The sequence below is a fragment of the Sulfoacidibacillus ferrooxidans genome, assembly GCF_022606465.1.
GTDB lineage: Bacteria > Bacillota > Bacilli > Alicyclobacillales > SLC66 > Sulfoacidibacillus > Sulfoacidibacillus ferrooxidans.
In genome coordinates, this window is sequence record NZ_JALBUF010000005.1 from 137,924 (window position 1) to 156,367 (window position 18,444).

16 protein-coding genes are annotated in these 18,444 nt (G+C 44.7%); all 16 read left to right on the forward strand.

What is annotated here, in order from left to right; genetic code table 11:
- The first annotated feature begins 50 nt into the window (after positions 1 to 50).
- The 16 genes from pyrH to MM817_RS09490 all read left to right on the forward strand — a co-directional run bounded on the left by pyrH (position 51) and on the right by MM817_RS09490 (position 18,372).
- Positions 51 to 779, forward strand: a complete 729-nt coding sequence (gene pyrH, locus MM817_RS09410; protein WP_241714125.1) for a UMP kinase — start codon at positions 51 to 53, stop codon at positions 777 to 779.
- A 32-nt stretch (positions 780 to 811) separates the two neighbouring features.
- Entirely contained in the window at positions 812 to 1,333 is a 522-nt protein-coding gene (gene frr / locus MM817_RS09415; RefSeq protein WP_241714270.1) for a ribosome recycling factor, read from the forward strand.
- A 31-nt stretch (positions 1,334 to 1,364) separates the two neighbouring features.
- Positions 1,365 to 2,141 (forward strand): isoprenyl transferase, encoded by a 777-nt coding sequence (locus MM817_RS09420; protein ID WP_241714126.1) that lies wholly within the window; start codon positions 1,365 to 1,367, stop codon positions 2,139 to 2,141.
- 9 nt (positions 2,142 to 2,150) lie between these two features.
- Positions 2,151 to 2,936 carry a phosphatidate cytidylyltransferase gene (locus tag MM817_RS09425; RefSeq protein ID WP_241714128.1) on the forward strand — a complete coding sequence of 262 codons (786 nt, stop codon included), beginning with the start codon at positions 2,151 to 2,153 and terminating at the stop codon, positions 2,934 to 2,936.
- Positions 2,937 to 2,950: 14 nt separating this feature from the next.
- Positions 2,951 to 4,117 (forward strand): 1-deoxy-D-xylulose-5-phosphate reductoisomerase, encoded by a 1,167-nt coding sequence (locus MM817_RS09430; RefSeq protein ID WP_241714130.1) that lies wholly within the window; start codon positions 2,951 to 2,953, stop codon positions 4,115 to 4,117.
- The gene (gene rseP, locus MM817_RS09435; protein WP_241714132.1) at positions 4,114 to 5,379 is read left to right on the forward strand and encodes an RIP metalloprotease RseP; all 1,266 of its coding nucleotides are present in this window, start codon (positions 4,114 to 4,116) and stop codon (positions 5,377 to 5,379) included. Before MM817_RS09430 ends, rseP begins: the two co-directional genes overlap by 4 nt.
- 37 nt (positions 5,380 to 5,416) lie before the next feature.
- A complete protein-coding gene (locus MM817_RS09440) occupies positions 5,417 to 9,796 on the forward strand; it encodes a PolC-type DNA polymerase III (protein ID WP_241714134.1) in 4,380 nt (1,459 codons plus the stop codon).
- Between the two features lie 183 nt (positions 9,797 to 9,979).
- Positions 9,980 to 10,447 carry a ribosome maturation factor RimP gene (locus MM817_RS09445; protein WP_241714136.1) on the forward strand — a complete coding sequence of 156 codons (468 nt, stop codon included), beginning with the start codon at positions 9,980 to 9,982 and terminating at the stop codon, positions 10,445 to 10,447.
- A gap of 37 nt (positions 10,448 to 10,484) precedes the next feature.
- Positions 10,485 to 11,570, forward strand: a complete 1,086-nt coding sequence (gene nusA, locus MM817_RS09450) for a transcription termination factor NusA (RefSeq protein ID WP_241714138.1) — start codon at positions 10,485 to 10,487, stop codon at positions 11,568 to 11,570.
- Between the two features lie 15 nt (positions 11,571 to 11,585).
- Entirely contained in the window at positions 11,586 to 11,858 is a 273-nt protein-coding gene (gene rnpM / locus MM817_RS09455) for an RNase P modulator RnpM (protein WP_241714140.1), read from the forward strand.
- Positions 11,842 to 12,171, forward strand: coding sequence for a L7Ae/L30e/S12e/Gadd45 family ribosomal protein (locus MM817_RS09460; RefSeq protein WP_241714142.1), 330 nt, complete (start codon positions 11,842 to 11,844; stop codon positions 12,169 to 12,171). Before rnpM ends, MM817_RS09460 begins: the two co-directional genes overlap by 17 nt.
- 38 nt (positions 12,172 to 12,209) lie before the next feature.
- Positions 12,210 to 15,116 (forward strand): translation initiation factor IF-2, encoded by a 2,907-nt coding sequence (gene infB, locus MM817_RS09470; protein ID WP_419723381.1) that lies wholly within the window; start codon positions 12,210 to 12,212, stop codon positions 15,114 to 15,116.
- Positions 15,117 to 15,125: 9 nt separating this feature from the next.
- On the forward strand, positions 15,126 to 15,512 hold the full coding sequence (gene rbfA / locus MM817_RS09475; protein ID WP_241714154.1) for a 30S ribosome-binding factor RbfA: 387 nt from the start codon (positions 15,126 to 15,128) through the stop codon (positions 15,510 to 15,512).
- Positions 15,499 to 16,497 carry a DHH family phosphoesterase gene (locus tag MM817_RS09480; protein ID WP_241714157.1) on the forward strand — a complete coding sequence of 333 codons (999 nt, stop codon included), beginning with the start codon at positions 15,499 to 15,501 and terminating at the stop codon, positions 16,495 to 16,497. The genes rbfA and MM817_RS09480 overlap by 14 nt, the downstream gene beginning before the upstream one ends.
- Positions 16,490 to 17,428: a tRNA pseudouridine(55) synthase TruB gene (gene truB, locus MM817_RS09485; RefSeq protein WP_241714159.1), complete on the forward strand. Its 939-nt coding sequence runs from the start codon at positions 16,490 to 16,492 to the stop codon at positions 17,426 to 17,428. Before MM817_RS09480 ends, truB begins: the two co-directional genes overlap by 8 nt.
- Positions 17,425 to 18,372, forward strand: a complete 948-nt coding sequence (locus MM817_RS09490; RefSeq protein WP_241714161.1) for a bifunctional riboflavin kinase/FAD synthetase — start codon at positions 17,425 to 17,427, stop codon at positions 18,370 to 18,372. The genes truB and MM817_RS09490 overlap by 4 nt, the downstream gene beginning before the upstream one ends.
- Positions 18,373 to 18,444 lie beyond the last annotated feature (72 nt).

Here is an 18,444-nt window from a genome sequence, read left to right on the forward strand (position 1 = left end):
CGTATAAACGATCATATGTTTGTAAATGGGTTTGGGTTAGGGAGGTCTGTATGAGTAGAACGAAGTATCAACGGGTCGTTCTGAAACTGAGCGGCGAAGCGCTAGCTGGCGAGGGTGGATTTGGTATATCATCCGACGTATTGCGTACAGTAGCTGAACAAATTCGCGACATTATCGAGCTTGGTGTACAAGTTTCTGTTGTTGTAGGCGGAGGCAATATATGGCGTGGTGCATCAGCTAGCGGCGAAGGTATGGAGCGTGCACATGCAGATTATATGGGGATGATCGCAACTGTTTTGAATGCCCTTGCTTTGCAAGATGCGTTAGAACGTATTTCGGTCGTAACTCGTGTTCAGACATCTATTGAAATGCGGCAAGTTGCAGAACCGTATATTCGTCGTAGAGCTATGCGTCATTTGGAAAAAGGTCGCGTCGTTATTTTTGCTGGAGGAACGGGGAACCCGTTTTTTACAACAGATACGGCTGCAGCACTGCGTGCCGCTGAAATTGAAGCGGATGTCATACTTATGGCCAAAAATGGCGTTGATGGTGTATATAATGCTGATCCTCAAAAAGTACCTACTGCAACTAAATATGATTCCTTAAATTTTATGACTGTATTGAGCCAGGGCTTGGGTGTCATGGATGCTACAGCGACGTCATTATGCATGGATAATGATATTCCGATTTTAGTGTTTTCCATCACTGAATCTGGGAACATTCGTCGTGCAGTTCTAGGTGAGCAGATCGGCACGATCGTACGGAGGGATATTGAGTGAGTGAAGATTACGTAAAAAACGCAAGAGAGCGGATGGATAAATGTATCTCCGCATTGCGCCGTGATTTTTCCACAGTTCGAGCTGGAAGGGCTACACCATCTTTGCTAGATAAAGTGGTTGTAGAATATTATGGATCACCGATGCCAATTAACCAAATGGCCAATATCACCATTCCTGAATCTCGCACCATTGTCATTCAACCGTGGGATAAAAACACGATTAGTGACATTGAAAGGGCTATTCAAAAATCTGATTTGGGTTTAACTCCATCGAATGATGGCATCGTTATTCGGCTAACGATTCCACAGTTGACGGCAGAGCGCCGTATTGATTTAACAAAAGTAATTAAAAAGATGGCAGAAGAGTCGCGCGTAGCTGTGCGCAATGTTCGTCGCGATAGCAATGACGAGATCAAGAAGGCTGAAAAGCAAGCGATCTTATCTGAAGATGAAAGTCATCGTTTACAAGAGCAGATTCAAGAAGAAACAGATAAGTCTGTAGCAGAAGTAGAGCGTTTATTACAGATAAAAGAGAAAGAATTACTCGAAGTGTAAATCATTGCTGGGGTTTCTGGGGGAAAACGGCATGTTTCCAGAATGGAAAGGCGTATTCCGCAGGCGAACGGCACAGCGGGTGGAAAATGATCGGCCGTGTCGCGCGGAAGAAATTCCTATTCATGTCGCTGTGATTATGGATGGTAATGGACGTTGGGCTCGAAGGCACGCACTTCCACGCGCGGCAGGGCATCACGCTGGGATGCTAGCCATGCGTGATGCCATTCGTGCTGCAGACGACTGGGGAATTCAAGTACTCACTCTATATTCTTTTTCAACGGAAAATTGGAAGAGACCTCGGCAAGAAATTGATTACTTATGGCGTCTCGTCGATGAGTTTTTTCAACTGGATATTGATGAATTAGTGGAACGTAATGTTCGAATTAAGATCATCGGCGATCCTTCGCAATTGCCTCAAGTTACACAAAATACAATTGCGCGTGCATTACATCGAACGAAAGACAATACGGGTTTGACTGTTCAATTTGCTTTGAATTATGGTAGCCGATGGGAAATAGTGAAGGCAGTACAAGAGATCGCATATCAAATTGAAAAGCGAGAGATCGCAGTAACTGATATCGATGAAAAAATGCTGTCCGATTATCTTTCAACGTCGGGTCTTCCTGATCCTGATTTGCTGATTAGAACGGCTGGCGATCAGAGAATTAGTAATTTCTTGTTATGGCAGATTGCCTATGCAGAATTTGTATTTGTCAATGAGATGTGGCCTGACTTTACGCGTAAACACTTTTATTCGGCGATCCAAGCGTATGTTGCACGGGAACGTCGTTTTGGCGGATTGAAATGAGGTGACGGCATGCTACGCCAACGTGTGGTAACGGCAGTTTTGGGCGCCGTATTGGTGATATCTGCTACATTTCTTGGCGGAGTATGGCTTGCCATATTGTTTGCGGCGATTGCTGCGGTGAGTACGCTCGAGATCGGCGCAATGATGAAAGTTCGTCCCGCAAGTGCGGAAAATGTAATTGCTGTTGCTTTTACGGTGCTCATGGTGATGTGGGGACCGTTTGAGCAATTTTGGTACGTATTGTTCTATGCGCTCCTTCTAGTCACTATCTTGCGTAGAGAACAATTTTCTTTTGCAGGGGCAGGTATGTTATTTGCGGCTGCTCTTTATTCAAGTTATGCTTTTCGAATGATGTTGGACTTGCGTGCCTTAACTCATGGATTTGGATGGGTTTTACTTGTATTTGTGGCTATTTGGTCGACTGATACTGGCGCTTTTTTTATCGGCCGTGCTTTTGGTGGACGCAAATTGCTTCCTGAAGTAAGTCCTAAAAAAACTGTATCTGGTGCTATCGGGGGATTTTTCTTTGCTACTATTGTTACTCCGATTGCAGGGTGGTTCTTATTAGAACACGATATACATAAAATTGCTTTGTTAGCCGTAGTGGGCGCAGCTACTTCCATTGCAGGTCAGTTGGGCGATCTTGTGGAGTCTGCTTTAAAGCGTCACTATGCAGTGAAGGATTCGGGTTGGCTATTACCTGGGCATGGGGGTATTCTCGATCGTTTTGATAGCTTGCTCTTAGCGGCTCCAATCGCGTATCATTTAATTATCTGGATTTTCCCACATGTTTAAAACGAGGTGAAGCGATGACTAAGAACATGGTGATTCTCGGATCTACAGGATCGATTGGACTTCAGGCGCTCGATGTTGTGAGAGCACACTCGGAAGAGTTGCGAGTCATTGCTCTATCTGCCTATCACCGAGTAGACCAATTGATTCCGCTTATTCAAGAGTTTCAACCGCGTTACGTCGCTGTGCGATCGTTAGATCAAGCAAAACTTGTGCGCGCGCATTGTCCATCTGTCGAAGTTGGGTTTGGAGATGAAGCCCTATTAACTGCTTCTTCGCTATCTGAGGCAGATCTTTTGTTAAATGCACTAGTTGGGGCAGCAGGGATTCGTCCAACTTTGCAAGCGCTTGATGCATCGATTGATGTCGCTTTAGCGAATAAAGAAACATTGGTTGCGGCAGGCGATCTTGTACTTGCAAAGGCAAACGAAAATAAGGCACGCATGATTCCTGTAGACTCCGAACACTCCGCTATTTTACAGTGCTTACAAGGATCAAGTACTGAAGAGATCGAAAAGTTGATTGTTACCGCTTCTGGTGGTCCATTTCGTAGGACAAGTCTTCAAGAATTAAAAAATGTGACCATTAACGATGCTTTAGCTCATCCAACATGGACGATGGGTTCTAAAATAACGATTGATTCGGCTACACTGATGAATAAAGGGTTAGAAGTAATTGAAGCACATCTATTGTTTGGTATTCCATATGACCGTATTCAAGTCTTAGTCCACCCGCAAAGTATCGTGCATTCTATGGTGCAGTTTAACGATGGTGCTATTTTAGCCCAGATGGGGACGCCTGATATGCGTATTCCCATTCAGTATGCACTATTTGGTGCAAGTGGACGACTTCATTCACCGTGGCAACGGTTAGATTTTTCACGTATCTCAGAGTTTACATTTGAAAGTCCCGATTTTGTTAAATTTCCAGCATTGCAATTAGCTTATGACTGTGGAATGGCTAAAAAAACATTCCCTGCAGTTATGAATGCGGCCAATGAAGTTGCAGTTCATGCATTTCTCGATGGGCAAATTGGATACCTCGACATTGTAGATATCGTCAGACGGGTTGTTGAGGATCATCATGCGGAATCTACTTTTGGGATTGAAGAAGTATTTGCAGCTGATCAATTTGCACGTGATGATGCACTTCAACTCATTACAAAAAGGGGGACAAAAGCGTGATCGCAGGCGTCTTGGCGGGCGGGCTAAAGTCCGTTGTCGGAGTCGTCGTGGTGTTTCTTGTGCTAGTGACGATTCATGAATTTGGACATTTTATTGTGGCTAAGAAGGCAGGCGTGCTTGTTCCGAAGTTTGCGATCGGATTTGGCCCGCCTATTTTTCGCTTTGGGAAGGGCGAGACAGAATATTCTATTCGTCTTTTTCCGCTTGGTGGGTATGTGCAATTAGCGGGCGATATGCCACAAGACCAATTTTTTAAATTAGGTGAAACTCTGTCGGTGGTCGTCAATGATGAGGGCAAGGTTACGGAGCTTGGAGAGCCATCAGATCTACCTAATGGATTGGTTGGAAATCTCGTATTTGTAGATATGGCTAAGACATATAAAATTGCACTTGATTTACCGGATGGGTATCGAGAGTTTCCTATTGCAAGACGAGCATTTTTAGTGACCGGTAAAAAAGACCGCATTGCACTTGCTCCACCTGACCGACAAATGTCGCAAAAATCGATCTTAGCTCGTATGTTAATTATCATTGCAGGCCCGCTTATGAACGTGCTATTAGCGATGGTGTTATTTGCTATTGTGTTAGGTTCTATTGGCATGGTGACATCACCCCCGAAAGTAGCAACTGTCCTACCGAACTCGCCAGCAGCTATGGCTGGTTTGCAAAAAGGCGACGTCATTGAACAGGTAAACGGTCAAGCTGTAACAAGTTGGACAGAACTTGTAGGTGATATCGAACAGCATCCTAAAGATCATCTGGGCATCACTGTTTTGCGAAATGGTAAATTACAGACATTAACGGTAACGCCACGCAGACGTAAAAGTGGTGTTGGTTTTATCGGAATATCTCCTGCTGTTACACACGGTGCTGTACCTGCAGTTGTGGGTGGTGTGAAACAAACGGGATTATACACTCAAATGATTTATGACAGTTTTGGCACTCTCTTTACGCATCGCAATGCTTTTGTGAAAGATTCTGCTGGTCCAGTTAAAATTGTTGCGATTATTGGACAGCAAGCTCAATTGGGTATATTGAACTTGATGAATTTGACAGCGTTGTTGAGCTTGAATCTTGCTATACTCAATCTATTGCCGATTCCACCGCTTGACGGTAGCCGATTGTTATTTCTTATTGTAGAATTTGTTCGTGGACGGCCTATCGATCCGCGCAAGGAATATCTGGTGCATGCCATTGGGTTTGTACTTATTATTACACTCACAGTAGTGCGTACGTATTTAGATGTTACTCAGTTGTTTTAAGTGATTGGATATACTCGGGTAGAGGACGTTGTGTAGGGTGATAGAAGACTTAGGAGTAGTAGATCATGGTTCCGTGTTGCCAGAAACGAGTAGTGATGAGTTTAATACAGTAGTTGTAAAGAATGTTGTAAAAAATATTGAGGTAGACAGGAACGCTTTTGATCGGTTGTTACCGTGTATTGGGATGACTTATGTCCACGAACGAGATCATCGACTTCTTCTGTCATTGCATGAGAGTTGTCATTTGAGTCCGATAGAGATCGTAGGTGGAGTGAATTATTTACAGCTACAAATACCAGAAGTAGGTATTGAATTTGACATGACTGCCGTTTCGAGTGATCCATTGAAGACACGGCTATATGACATGACGGAAGAACAAAGTAATGTTTTTTTGAGCACTTGTATAGGAGCAGCTGCTTGGTTACTTATGGAAAGGGAACCTACGTTGCGTGGAGAGTTACAGCAAGTCAAGTGGCGACTTAGACAGACAACAACTCTACAATTGCAAATGTCTGGTTCTCTTGCTTTTTTTCGTACAAGGAACATTGATCGGCGCTTAGAAGATATGATTCGTCTCCTTACTCGCAATTCTGCTCTTTCTGTAGAATTTTCTGAAGGAGTGAGCCGTGAGGAGCGGGTAGAGGCGTTTCGCCAGGAAATCGAGCAGCAAGATCAAGACGTCTTGCGTCAGCAATGGTTAGAAGTTTCAGTTACAAAAGAGAATGCGGATGTGCCAGCACGCAAAGTGGAGTTTGGTCAATCCTTTGATGAATCAGCGCAAGCTTTACATGTGATTCAGGATGAAATGAGAAAAGTAGTGGCAGAGGGACGTATTTTTGGTGTAGAATGGCGTGATTTGGCGAACGGTCGGCAACTATGCCAATTTTTCTTAACGGATGATACTGACTCTGTCACTTGTAAAGTATTTTCTAAGAGTGGGAAAAAAGAAAGTCCACTTCCTCCGCTGTCAGACGGCATGCACTTACGTGTTCGTGGATCGGTTCAGTATGACACGTATTCCAAAGAACTTGTTCTACAAGTAAATGATTTCTACGAGTATGCTGTGGTCAATACGTGTGATGAGGCAGAGGAAACGCGTGTGGAATTACATGCTCACACGCAAATGAGTACACTTGATGGTGTGGTTACTGCGGGGGATCTTGTGGCCGCGGCAAAGGCATATGGTCATAGTGCCATAGCTATTACGGATCATGGTGTGGTACAGGCATATCCCGATGCGTTTGCAGCGTCTAAAAAGCATAATGTCAAAGTGCTTTACGGTGTAGAGATCAACATGATCGACATTGGTCAAACCATTGTTTATCAAATGAAAGATTTTCCAATTACAGATGATACGACATATGTTGTATTTGATACGGAAACGACAGGATTATCTGCAGCAGAACATGAGTTGATTGAAATAGCTGGAGTTAAGATGCGTCGTGGAGAAATTATTGATACTTTTGCTGAACTGATTGCGCCTATCAAAGCGATTCCTCCCAAGATCACTGAGATTACGAGTATTACTAACGATATGGTTTCTGGGAAGCCAACTGTGGATCAGGTTTTACCTGCATTTCGCAAGTTTTGTGAAGGTGCAATTCTTGTCGCTCATAACGCAGAGTTTGATCTTTCATTTTTAGCTGTTCAGGCATCAAAGATCGGACTTGATCCGTTTACGCAACCGACGATTGATACACTTGGTCTTGCAAGGACCCTGTTCCCAACGGATCGCAATCACAAATTAAAAACATTGACGCAAAAATTCAATGTGACGTTAACACAGCATCACCGCGCACTCGCAGACTCTGAAGCGACAGGAAGAGTTTTTTACAAACTATTAGAAGAAGCGAAGGTGCAACACGGAGTCAGTGGATTAGCTGATCTTGCTTCCGTCTCGGCTAAAAGTGGTGATTTTGCACGCAGTCGCCCGTATCATGCGACTGTGCTTGTTCAGTCGCAGAGCGGACTGCGCAATTTATATCGCCTGATCTCAGCGGCTCATGTCGATTATTTTTACCGTGAACCAAGAACACCGCGGCAATTGTTAAAACAGTATAGAGAGGGTCTACTTATTGGCTCTGGATGTAAGTTGGGTGAATTATTTCAAGCCTTATTGCGAGGGAAAACGGATCAAGATATTCGCGTGATGATGCAGTTTTATGATTTTATAGAACTACAGCCACCTGATCACTACATGGCTCTAATTGATTCGGGAGAAGTTGGTAGCTATGAGGTTGTTAGAGACTATCATAGGCGTTTATTAGCGATCGCAGATGAACTGCAAAAGCCTGTCGTTGCAACAGGAGATGTGCACTTTTTACGAAGTGAAGACGCTGTCTACCGCGAGATTATACTACACAGTGCGCCTGGTCGACGAGATGTAAAGATGGGCGGGCAACAACCTCCTCTAACGTTTCGGACGACCAAGGACATGCTCGAAGCATTTTCTCATTTGGGAGAGCGTGCACATGAAGTTGTCGTTACAAATACACGTGAAATTGCAGATCAAATAGAAGAAGTTAGACCACTTCCAGATAAAGTGTACCCGCCCAATATGGATGGTGCAGAAGATCAGGTACGTACATTATCCCTTACTAAGGCACATGAACTGTATGGTGAAACGCTACCTGAAGTTGTGGATGAGCGGTTGCAAAAAGAATTACACAGTATTATCACGCACGGTTTTTCGGTTAACTATCTGATTGCCCATAAACTTGTGACGAAAAGTTTGGAAGATGGCTATATTGTTGGTTCTCGTGGTTCTGTGGGTTCTTCTTTTGTAGCTACCATGCTGGATATTACAGAGGTAAATCCACTTGCCCCTCACTACTTGTGTAGGACTTGTCAAGCGTCTGAATTTATTTTAGACGGCACGATTGGTTCTGGATTTGATTTGCCTGATAAGGAGTGCCCGGTTTGTCACACTCCGATGAGAAAAGATGGACAGGATATTCCTTTTGAAACTTTTTTAGGCTTCAAAGGAGACAAAGTTCCAGATATTGACTTAAACTTTTCGGGTGAATATCAGGCACGTGCTCATAAATACACAGAAGAACTATTTGGAACGGAGTTTGTCTATAGAGCAGGAACAATCTCTACGATTGCAGATAAAACTGCTTTTGGTTACGTTCGTAAATGGGCAGATGATCAAGGGAAAATGTTGCGAGCTGCAGAAATACAGCGTCTGGTTGCAGGGTGCACAGGTATTAAAAGAACGACGGGTCAGCATCCCGGCGGATTAATTATCGTACCGAATGACTATGAAATTTATGATTTTTGCCCCATTCAATATCCCGCAGATGATCGCAATGCAGAGATGCGCACGACTCACTTTGATTTTCATGCGATTCATGACAACTTGTTAAAATTGGATATTTTAGGGCATGATGATCCAACCGTTTTGCGCATGTTGCAAGATATAACAGGGATGGATGTACGCCAGGTTCCTGTTGATGATCCTAAAGTGTATGATCTTTTTCGCGGAACGGAGTCACTAGGTGTAAAGCCACAGGAAATTAAATCACAAACGGGAACGTATGGTATTCCTGAATTTGGTACAAAGTTTGTTCGTCAAATGTTAGAGGATACGAAACCTAATACGTTTGCTGATTTAGTTAGAATATCTGGTTTGTCGCATGGAACTGACGTTTGGTTAAATAATGCACAAGAGTTAATTAGACAACAGACGGCTCCTCTGAATCAGGTTATTTGTTGTCGTGATGACATTATGGTGTATTTGATTTATCGTGGTCTCGAGCCATCCCGCGCCTTTAAAATTATGGAATCTGTTCGCAAAGGGAAAGGCTTAACGGATGAGGATGAGCAATACATGAAGTCATTCGATGTCCCTGATTGGTATATGAATTCTTGCCAAAAAATTAAATACATGTTTCCTAAAGCGCACGCTGCAGCTTATGTATTAAATGCTGTGCGCATTGCATATTTTAAAGTACATGAACCTCTTAGTTTCTATGCGGCCTATTTTACTGTACGTGCGGAAGACTTTGAGTTGGAATTGATGGCACGAGGTGCAGATGCGATTGCAGCGCGCTTGGAGGAGATTGAAGGTAAAGGGATCACTGCTTCTCCCAAAGAAAAATCTCTACAAACTGTACTAGAAGTGGCGTTAGAAATGACGCGCCGAGGATATTGTTTTCACACATTAGGGTTATATGAATCTGATGCAACGAGATTTCTCGTCCATGACCATGGCCTTCTTCCGCCGTTTGCCGCGGCATCTGGTATTGGAGTGGCAGCTGCTAAAAATATTGTCTCTGCTCGTGAAGAGACATCATTTTTATCGAGGGAAGATCTTCAGAATCGAGCACATGTGTCTAAAACGGTTGTGGATCTATTGGTTCAAAGTGGATGCCTTGAAGGCTTGCCAGAATCTAATCAGCTCTCTCTTTTTTAGTTCTAGGTGTGTTCAAGAGGTGCACGACCCCCTATTGTTGCAAGGCATGCCCTCCCCATGATATACTTAACACAACGACAGAGAGTGAAATACTTTCGTGCGAAGCAAGAGTGGGGGTTCCCCACTCTTTCGTTTGTATGATTTGTTCGACCCCTTAGGATTGAGGGGTTCAGGAGGGTGTATATGGCCGCCAAGCAAAAGGTGACCGATCTCGTTATGGAGATGGTTGCGCCGGTTTTGCGGGAAGCTGGATTAGAACTAGTTGAAGTGGAGTATAAAAAAGAAGGCGCTAACTGGATCTTGCGAGTGTTTCTTGACCGCCCGGGTGGAGCAGTGGATTTAGATGATTGTGCACATGTGAGTGAGGCATTGTCTACCGCGTTGGATGAGACTGATCCCATTCCTAGTGCTTATTTTCTTGAAGTATCTTCTGCTGGTGCAGAGCGAACGTTAAAAACTGCACGCGATTTTGAATTGGCTATTGGTAAACGCATCTTTGTGTCCTTTTATGAACCATTTGAAGGAAATAAGAACGTCGAAGGAACGCTTATGGAAAGTGATGAAGAGGTATTGCGCGTCTGGCAAGACCCTGCAATGGTAGTCATTCCAAAAGATAAGATAGCGTCAGTCCGGCTAGCTCTAGTATGGTGAGTTAGTTATTTTTGGCTTGAAAGGGGGTTAGCCGTGTATGAATGCGGATTTTCTTGAGGCGCTCAATGAATTAGAAAAAGATCGTGGTATCAGTAGCGGCATCTTAATCGAAGCGATTGAGGCGGCGCTGATTTCTGCTTATAAGCGCAATTTTAATTCTGCACAAAATGTGCGAGTGGAGATTGATCGCTTATCTGGAAGTATTCACGTGTACGCTCGTAAAACGGTGGTAGAGATACCACATGATCCAAGACTTGAGATGTCTCTTGATGCGGCGATGGATAGTAGTGCCTCTTATCGCTTAGGCGACATTGTAGAGGTTGAGGTCACGCCGCGGGAGTTTGGCCGGATTGCAGCACAAACGGCTAAACAGGTAGTGACACAGCGTATACGTGAAGCGGAACGTGGGATTATCTACAATGCCTACGCTGATATGGAAGAAGATATCGTATCGGGTGTGGTATCGCGGCACGATGGCCGCTATTATTATGTCGATTTAGATCGTACGGAAGGTCTCTTATCTGTATCTGAGCAAATTCCGAGTGAGAAATTGACTCTTGGTGATCGTGTTCGAGCTTATATTTTACGGGTTGAAAAAACGACGAAAGGCCCGCAAATTTTGCTTTCACGTATTCATCCTGGACTTTTACGCAGATTGTTAGAGATGGAAGTTCCTGAAATTTACGATGGGGTTGTTGAAGTGAAGGCTGTAGCGCGCGAGGCTGGTTCACGTTCTAAGGTGGCCGTGTTTTCGCACAATGTGGATGTAGATCCAATTGGTGCATGTGTAGGCCCGAAGGGTATGCGAATTCAATCGATTGTCACAGAATTGCGTGGCGAAAAAATTGATGTGATTGAATGGAGTAACGATCCCGCTATATTTGTTGCAAGTGCTCTGTCTCCTGCTAAAGTGACAGATGTTGAAGTATATGAAAGTGAGAAGGTTGCCCGAGTGGTTGTGCCGGATCACCAGTTGTCGCTCGCAATTGGCAAAGAAGGACAAAATGCACGATTGGCTGCCAAACTCACAGGTTGGAAAGTTGATATAAAAAGTGAGAGCCAGGTAGGGCATACATCGTCCGTTTTTGCGGAAGAAAAACACGATGCATGGTTGCAAGAATAGAAAGGGTGCATCGTCGTGAGAAAGATTCCGTTGCGCCAATGTGTGGGATGTCAAGAACAAAAGCCTAAGCGTAGTATGTTACGTATCGTTTTAACACCTACTGGAGAAGTGCATGTTGATTTGACGGGTAAAGTAGCTGGACGTGGAGCTTATATTTGCTCTACTCGGTCTTGTTTTGACATTGCACGGAAGAAAAAGGCGTTAGAGCGTGCGTTAAAAACTCAGCTTAGCTCAGAAATATACGATCGTTTAATAAGTGTGGTGGATATGAATGAGCAAGACGGATGAGTTACTTGGTTTGCTCGGTCTTGCATCGCGCGCACGCGGGTTAGTCTCTGGTGACGATATCTGCATGCGCCATATTCGAGCACGAACTGCATACTACGTCATATTGACTACAGATGCAGGGAAAAATGGTGCAAAAAAAATACAAGATAAGTGTAGGTTTTATGGAATCCCCTTTTCCGTGGTTCTCGCGCGAGATGTTTTAGGGTCAGCGATTGGTAAAGAGGAGAGAACGGTGGTGGCAATCACGGATGAAAAATTCGCTAATAAAATCAATGAATTAGTTGAGCAAATCGTTGGAGGTGTAGATATTTGACAAAATTGCGTGTGTATGAATATGCGAAGCAGCATAACATGTCGAGCAAAGAAGTAATTACCATTTTAAGCCGGTTGGATATTCCGGTTAATAACCATATGAGTGTGATGGAGCCCCCGATGGTGTCTGCGGTAGAAGGGTTTTTTTCTGACGTAAAAGCTCGTGCAGCGGCTCGATCAGTTGCTATGCAAGAACGCCGTGGCTCACATGATAGTATGCGCACTGGTGGTGGGGCAGTCACTACAGTTGTCGTTGATTCGCAAGGTGAGGCAAAGGGTGAGTCTAGTCTTACTTCTGTTGCTGGCTCTTCACAAAGTGAAAGTAAGAGCGATAGTGTGACTTCGACAACAAACGGTGTGACGACTACTCCTGAAGTGCGGACAGTATCTGGTCCGAGTTCGGATGACGAGGCAGGCTCTCAAATAACGGGTGCTCGCATTGGTCAACCACAATCACCGCGACCTGTAGGGGATCGCAATCGCCCTTCAAATAACCAACATAGTAACAACTATCGCAATGATAGGCCAAGGCCACAGGGTTCAAATGATCGTCCAAGTGGTAGTAGTAATCCTAATTATCACGGAAGCAATCCTAATCGCCCGAATTCAGGTGATACGAGGCGTAATTATGATAGCGACAGGAGACCGCGCGTCTCAAATGATTCATCATCTTCTGCTTCAGGCGAACGCCGTTCATCAGGTCCAAGTAATAGACCTCCGCAACAAAGCAGTGGTGGAGGACGTCCGCAAGGCCAAACATCGGCTCGTCCGATGGGAGGGCAACAAGGTGCCGGGAGTCGTGGTCCAAGACCTCCATATAATGGTGGCGGACAGGGCGATTCACGCAATCAAGGATCGAGTGGACGCCCACCGTATGCTAGCGGAGGCGGTCGGGCACCAGAACAGAAAACTGGCTTCTCTTCATCGCGCCCAGATAATCGCCGTCAAGGTACGGGAAGTTCTTTTGGCGGTTCGCAGACTCCTAGTACATCTTCAAGTTCACGTTTTCAGGGTGGATCTGACCAGAATCGCAACGGTCAAACTGGTGGACAGCGTAGTAGGCGCCCAGGGGAACGCAGCAATAATGGACGTCCGAATACTGGGGACAGACGCGAAAACAGCCATAAGCTGCAACCGCCGCGCGGTCGCAGAGATACACGCTCGAACCATCAAGCTGTTAAATTACCGGAAGTACCGCGTCAAGTGACCGTCGATTCACCCATGACGATTTTAGAGTTTGCTCATCTGATACGCCGCGAGGCATCAGAGGTGATTAAAAAGTTGCTCTTCCTAGGTATGCCTATGACTATCAATCAAGAAATTGATACAGATATGATGGCACTTGTAGGGGCAGAATTAAATGCAGAAGTGACTGTTGTAGCACCTCGTGATGTAGAGGCCGAGGAGATGCTGGTAGAAGCTGTTGATGAGGCATCTCTAGAGTGGCGTCCTCCGATCGTAACGATTATGGGCCATGTCGATCACGGTAAAACAACGTTACTAGACGCAATTCGCGAAACCAATGTGACCGCATCTGAAGCGGGCGGGATTACGCAACATATTGGTGCATATCAAGTTGAAATTAATCATAAAAAGATTACATTCCTTGATACGCCAGGCCACGCAGCATTTACTACTATGCGTGCTCGTGGTGCGCAGATTACTGATATTACAGTGCTTGTCGTAGCAGCAGATGACGGTGTCATGCCGCAGACGATTGAGGCTGTCAACCATGCTAAAGCGGCTAATGTGCCTATTATTGTAGCTGTTAATAAAATGGATAAACCAGATGCCAATCCTGACCGCATCAAACAAGAGTTGACAGAGTACGGTCTTGTTGCGGAGGAGTGGGGTGGCGATACGATCTTTGTGCCACTATCTGCTTTGAAAAAAGAAGGAATTGAAGATCTTCTTGAAATGATCTTGTTGGTAGCTGAAGTTGCAGACCTGAAGGCTAGCTTGTCTATGCGTGCAAGGGGATCTGTGATCGAAGCAGAATTGGATCGTGGAAGAGGTCCTGTTGCTACTGTTCTTGTACAAAATGGTATTCTTCGCATCGGTGATGTGGTTGTAGCGGGTAATACATTTGGGAAAATCCGTGCCATGGTTAATGATCGAGGACGGCGTGTGAAAGAAGCGCTCCCTTCTGCTCCAGTGGAGATCATTGGACTTTCAGCTGTGCCAAATGCTGGTGATTTATTTGTTGTGTACGATGATGAGCGACAAGGGCGATTGGTCGCTGAACGTAGATCTATGCGTCAACGGGCAGAAGAACTAGGTACCACTTCGCGCGTCACCTTGGATGATCTATATAAGCAGATTCAAGAGGGCGAAGTGAAAGATTTGAATGTCATTCTTAAAGCGGATGTACATGGTTCGGCTGAAGCCGTACTTGGCGCTTTGCAAAAGATATCGGTCAGTGGAGTACGCATTCGAGTGATCCATACAGGTGTGGGAGCGATCACAGAGTCGGATATTCTACTTGCATCGGCTTCTAATGCTATTGTTATTGGATTTAATGTCCGTCCAGAGACCAATGCTGCAAAAATGGCAGAATCAGAAAAAGTGGATGTGCGCTTACATCGCATTATTTATCACTTAATCGATGAAATTGAGGCTGCATCTAAAGGGATGTTAGACCCAGAATATAAAGAAGTCATTTTGGGCCGTGCAGAGATTCGCCAACTGTTTAAGATCTCAAAATTAGGTACGATTGCAGGTGCTTTTGTCATTGATGGTAAAATGGTCCGCGATGCAGATGTTCGCTTAACCCGTGGCGGCGTTATAGTCTTTGAAGGCAAATTAGATTCTTTAAAACGCTTCAAAGACGATGCGAAAGAAGTTGCCACTGGTTATGAATGTGGCTTAACGCTCGATCATTTTAATGACCTAAAAGAAGGCGACATCGTTGAAGCTTATAAGATGGAAGCCATCAAAGCGGAGTAGGTGTGACAAATGAAACTTCGCGTGGAACGAATTGCCTTACAAATACAGCGCGAAATTAGCGATATTGTGCAACATCACTTGAAAGACCCGCGTGTCGGATTTGTTACTGTCACAGATGTAGAGTTATCAAACGATATGAGCTACGCAAAAGTGTTTATTTCAGTTATGGGGACTCCTACTCAAAAAGAGGAGTCAATGCTAGGGCTGGAACGAGCACGTGGTTTCATTCGTTCTGAGCTTGGCAACCGCATTCGCTTGCGCGTTACCCCTGAGATACAGTTTCGTTTAGATCAGTCCATTGATTATAGTGCACGCATTGAGCATGTACTTCATGAGATCCTTCCCCGCGATGATGCTCAAAGGGCCATACGGGAAGGGGAGGATGACGATCGCTAACGCGAGTTATCAAGAAGTATTTGAGTTGTTACACAATCAAACAGAGTCACTTCTCATCATTTGTCACATTAACCCGGATGGAGATGCGGTAGGTGCGGCACTTGCAGTTGCACAATTGTGTGATCAGTGGGGGCGGCCATGCGTACTTGTCAATGACGATGAAATACCCGATCGATATGTATTTCTGCCCGGGGCACAACGGTTTGTCCGCACAGCTGATGTGATTACAACATTCACTCATGCTGTTGCGGTCGATTGTGCGGATGATAGACGCATGGGTAGAGCGGAGCACTTGATTGCGCCTGGTGGTCAGTTGATAAATATTGATCATCACGAGACAAATAATCAGTTTGGGACAATTAATCTTGTGCAAGCGGAAGCATCCGCAACATGCTTAGTGTTATATCGGATGATGTTAGCCAATCAATTACCGATGTATCATGATTTAGCCTTATTGCTTTATACAGGCATTGTTTTTGATACTGGTGGATTTCATTACAATAATACAACGCCTGAGATTCACTTGGCTGCGGCTGATTTATTGTCATATGATATTGAACCATTTCTCGTGGCTGATCGTGTACTAGAGGCAATGACTCGTGAACAGATTGAATTGGTTCGTCTTGGTTTGTCGACGCTAACCGTGCATCCAAGTGGGTTAATTGCCTATGTGGCTATTGATCAGGAGATACTAAAAGCTTCTGGGGCAGGCGATGGTGATGTTGAAGTACTTTTGCCATATCCACGTACGTTGATCGGTGTAGAAGTTGGTTTGCTCTTTCGGGAACGAGCAGATGGTAGCATTAAAGTGAGTTTTCGCTCGCGGGAGATTGTAGATGTTGCTGCTATCGCTTTACTATTTGGCGGTGGTGGACATGTGCGTGCCGCAGGATGCGAACTTGATGGTCCACTTGATGCTGCTGTCAAGATTGTTATGAAGGAAGTAGAGGACGCTGTGAAGCAAGCGTATAGTAACCATGCATAGTGGCATTATCGTATTAAATAAACCAGCACAGATGAGTTCACAACAAGCTGTGACTCGTGTCAAACGCGCGTTAGGTGCCAAAAAGGCAGGCCACGCAGGGACGTTAGATCCCGATGTGACCGGTGTCTTGCCTGTGTTTTTGGGATTTGCGACGCGTTTGACCGAGTATATTTTGACGGATGGAAAAAGGTATCAGGCCGAACTGGTATTAGGATGGTCGACAGATACGCAAGATGCTAGCGGAGAGATGATCGAGAGCGTAGATCATGTATCTGTGTCAGAACAACAGATCAGGGATATCATATCGAGTTTTGTTGGACTTATATGGCAAACGCCACCAGCCTTTTCTGCGCTTAAAGTACAAGGGAAGCGAGCATATGAACTTGCTCGAGATGGGATTGAAGTACATCTTGCATCTCGTCAAATAACGATATACTCCTTAGAAATTCTCAGCATATCGCATGTGGGAAAAACCATTCATGTGAATTTTGATGTTCACTGTAGTAAGGGTACATATATACGTACACTATGTCATGATATAGGCTCAGCGCTCGGTATACCTGCACATATGGGGAAGTTAGTACGAACGGCTTCTGGACCTTTTGATATTCAACAAGCACATGATATAGATTCTGTTTATGATCGAACATGGGATTTGGCGGTAGCTCCTGAACAAGCTATTTTGCATATGCCGGCTCTATATGTAAGTGAAGAGACTTTAAAAACTATTGTATATGGACAGCCCATTCGTTATCCGATGGATGGAAGCGGTTGGCGGTCGAACAAAGGGGTACATGTGCCACTTCAGTCATTGGTACGTGTGCATGTAGAGTCAGGGCCATTAGTGGCTATCTATGAAGTGCATGAAATGAATCAAGAAGAGTGTATTCTCATACCTAAAAAAGTTCTCTGGCAGGCGGTGACAGAATGAACAAACCACTACTTATTCAATTAAGTGAACCGCCTGTTGTAGCGCAAACAGAAGAGAGAGTATTTGCCATCGGGAAATTTGATGGGATTCATATTGCTCATCAAACAGTGATTCGGCGTGCGGTGGATATTTCGATTCTGCTTCAAGCGAGCGCTGCAATTTTTACGTTTGATCCGCATCCTCGTTATGCATTGACTGGGGATGAACGATTTGCACAATTGCTTACACCGTTACATGAACGAGCAGAGGTTGCTGCTACACTTGGCATGGTGACAACGGTCGTTGCCACATTTGACCGACCTTTTCAGGGACAGACTGCAAGAGAATTCGTGTGCCAGTATCTGTTGCCCCTTGGAGCACGTCACTTGGTTGTTGGATATGATTTTCGTTTTGGGAAAAACGGTCGTTATACACCTGAAGATCTATTGAATATTGGAAAAGAGTTTGGATTAGGTGTAGACATCGTGCAACCCATTGACTTTGATGGCATTCCGGTAAGTAGCTCGATGATTCGTGAAGAATTAGATGCGGGAGATCTTGCCCAAGTGACAGCACTGTTGGGGCGCCCCTATCGGTTGCGAGGAATAGTAGTTAAAGGCGATCAACGAGGACGGACTATTGGATTTCCTACAGCGAATCTAGCCTTAAGCGAAAATTACGTTTTGCCTAAACTTGGTGTCTACGTCGTGGATGTATGGATAACAGGTGTGCAAAAGCGTGCAGTCATGAATATTGGAAAACGGCCTACGGTGTACGATGCAGGGGCAGTAACGATAGAAGTACACATTCTGGCATTTGATGATGACTTGTATGATCAGCAGATAGTTGTTGATGTTTTGCACTATGTACGTGGCGAGCAAAAATTTGCAGGACTTCAAGAGTTGCAAGGGCAATTGCGTGAAGACGCGCAAGTCGCACGCGCATGGCATCCTACCCTATCTTAATATGTAGTCATTTCTTTACTCTTCATCATAAGATGTGTATACTAATATCAATTGTGCCATACTGATCATATG

Coding starts and splice junctions, on each gene's coding strand:
- pyrH (WP_241714125.1), top strand. CDS start 51: ATGAGTAGAACGAAGTATCAACGGGTCGTTCTGAAACTGAGCGGCGAA.
- frr (WP_241714270.1), top strand. CDS start 812: ATGGATAAATGTATCTCCGCATTGCGCCGTGATTTTTCCACAGTTCGA.
- MM817_RS09420 (WP_241714126.1), top strand. CDS start 1,365: ATGTTTCCAGAATGGAAAGGCGTATTCCGCAGGCGAACGGCACAGCGG.
- MM817_RS09425 (WP_241714128.1), top strand. CDS start 2,151: ATGCTACGCCAACGTGTGGTAACGGCAGTTTTGGGCGCCGTATTGGTG.
- MM817_RS09430 (WP_241714130.1), top strand. CDS start 2,951: ATGACTAAGAACATGGTGATTCTCGGATCTACAGGATCGATTGGACTT.
- MM817_RS09445 (WP_241714136.1), top strand. CDS start 9,980: ATGGCCGCCAAGCAAAAGGTGACCGATCTCGTTATGGAGATGGTTGCG.
- nusA (WP_241714138.1), top strand. CDS start 10,485: ATGAATGCGGATTTTCTTGAGGCGCTCAATGAATTAGAAAAAGATCGT.
- MM817_RS09460 (WP_241714142.1), top strand. CDS start 11,842: ATGAGCAAGACGGATGAGTTACTTGGTTTGCTCGGTCTTGCATCGCGC.
- infB (WP_419723381.1), top strand. CDS start 12,210: ATGTCGAGCAAAGAAGTAATTACCATTTTAAGCCGGTTGGATATTCCG.
- rbfA (WP_241714154.1), top strand. CDS start 15,126: ATGAAACTTCGCGTGGAACGAATTGCCTTACAAATACAGCGCGAAATT.
- MM817_RS09480 (WP_241714157.1), top strand. CDS start 15,499: ATGACGATCGCTAACGCGAGTTATCAAGAAGTATTTGAGTTGTTACAC.
- truB (WP_241714159.1), top strand. CDS start 16,490: ATGCATAGTGGCATTATCGTATTAAATAAACCAGCACAGATGAGTTCA.
- MM817_RS09490 (WP_241714161.1), top strand. CDS start 17,425: ATGAACAAACCACTACTTATTCAATTAAGTGAACCGCCTGTTGTAGCG.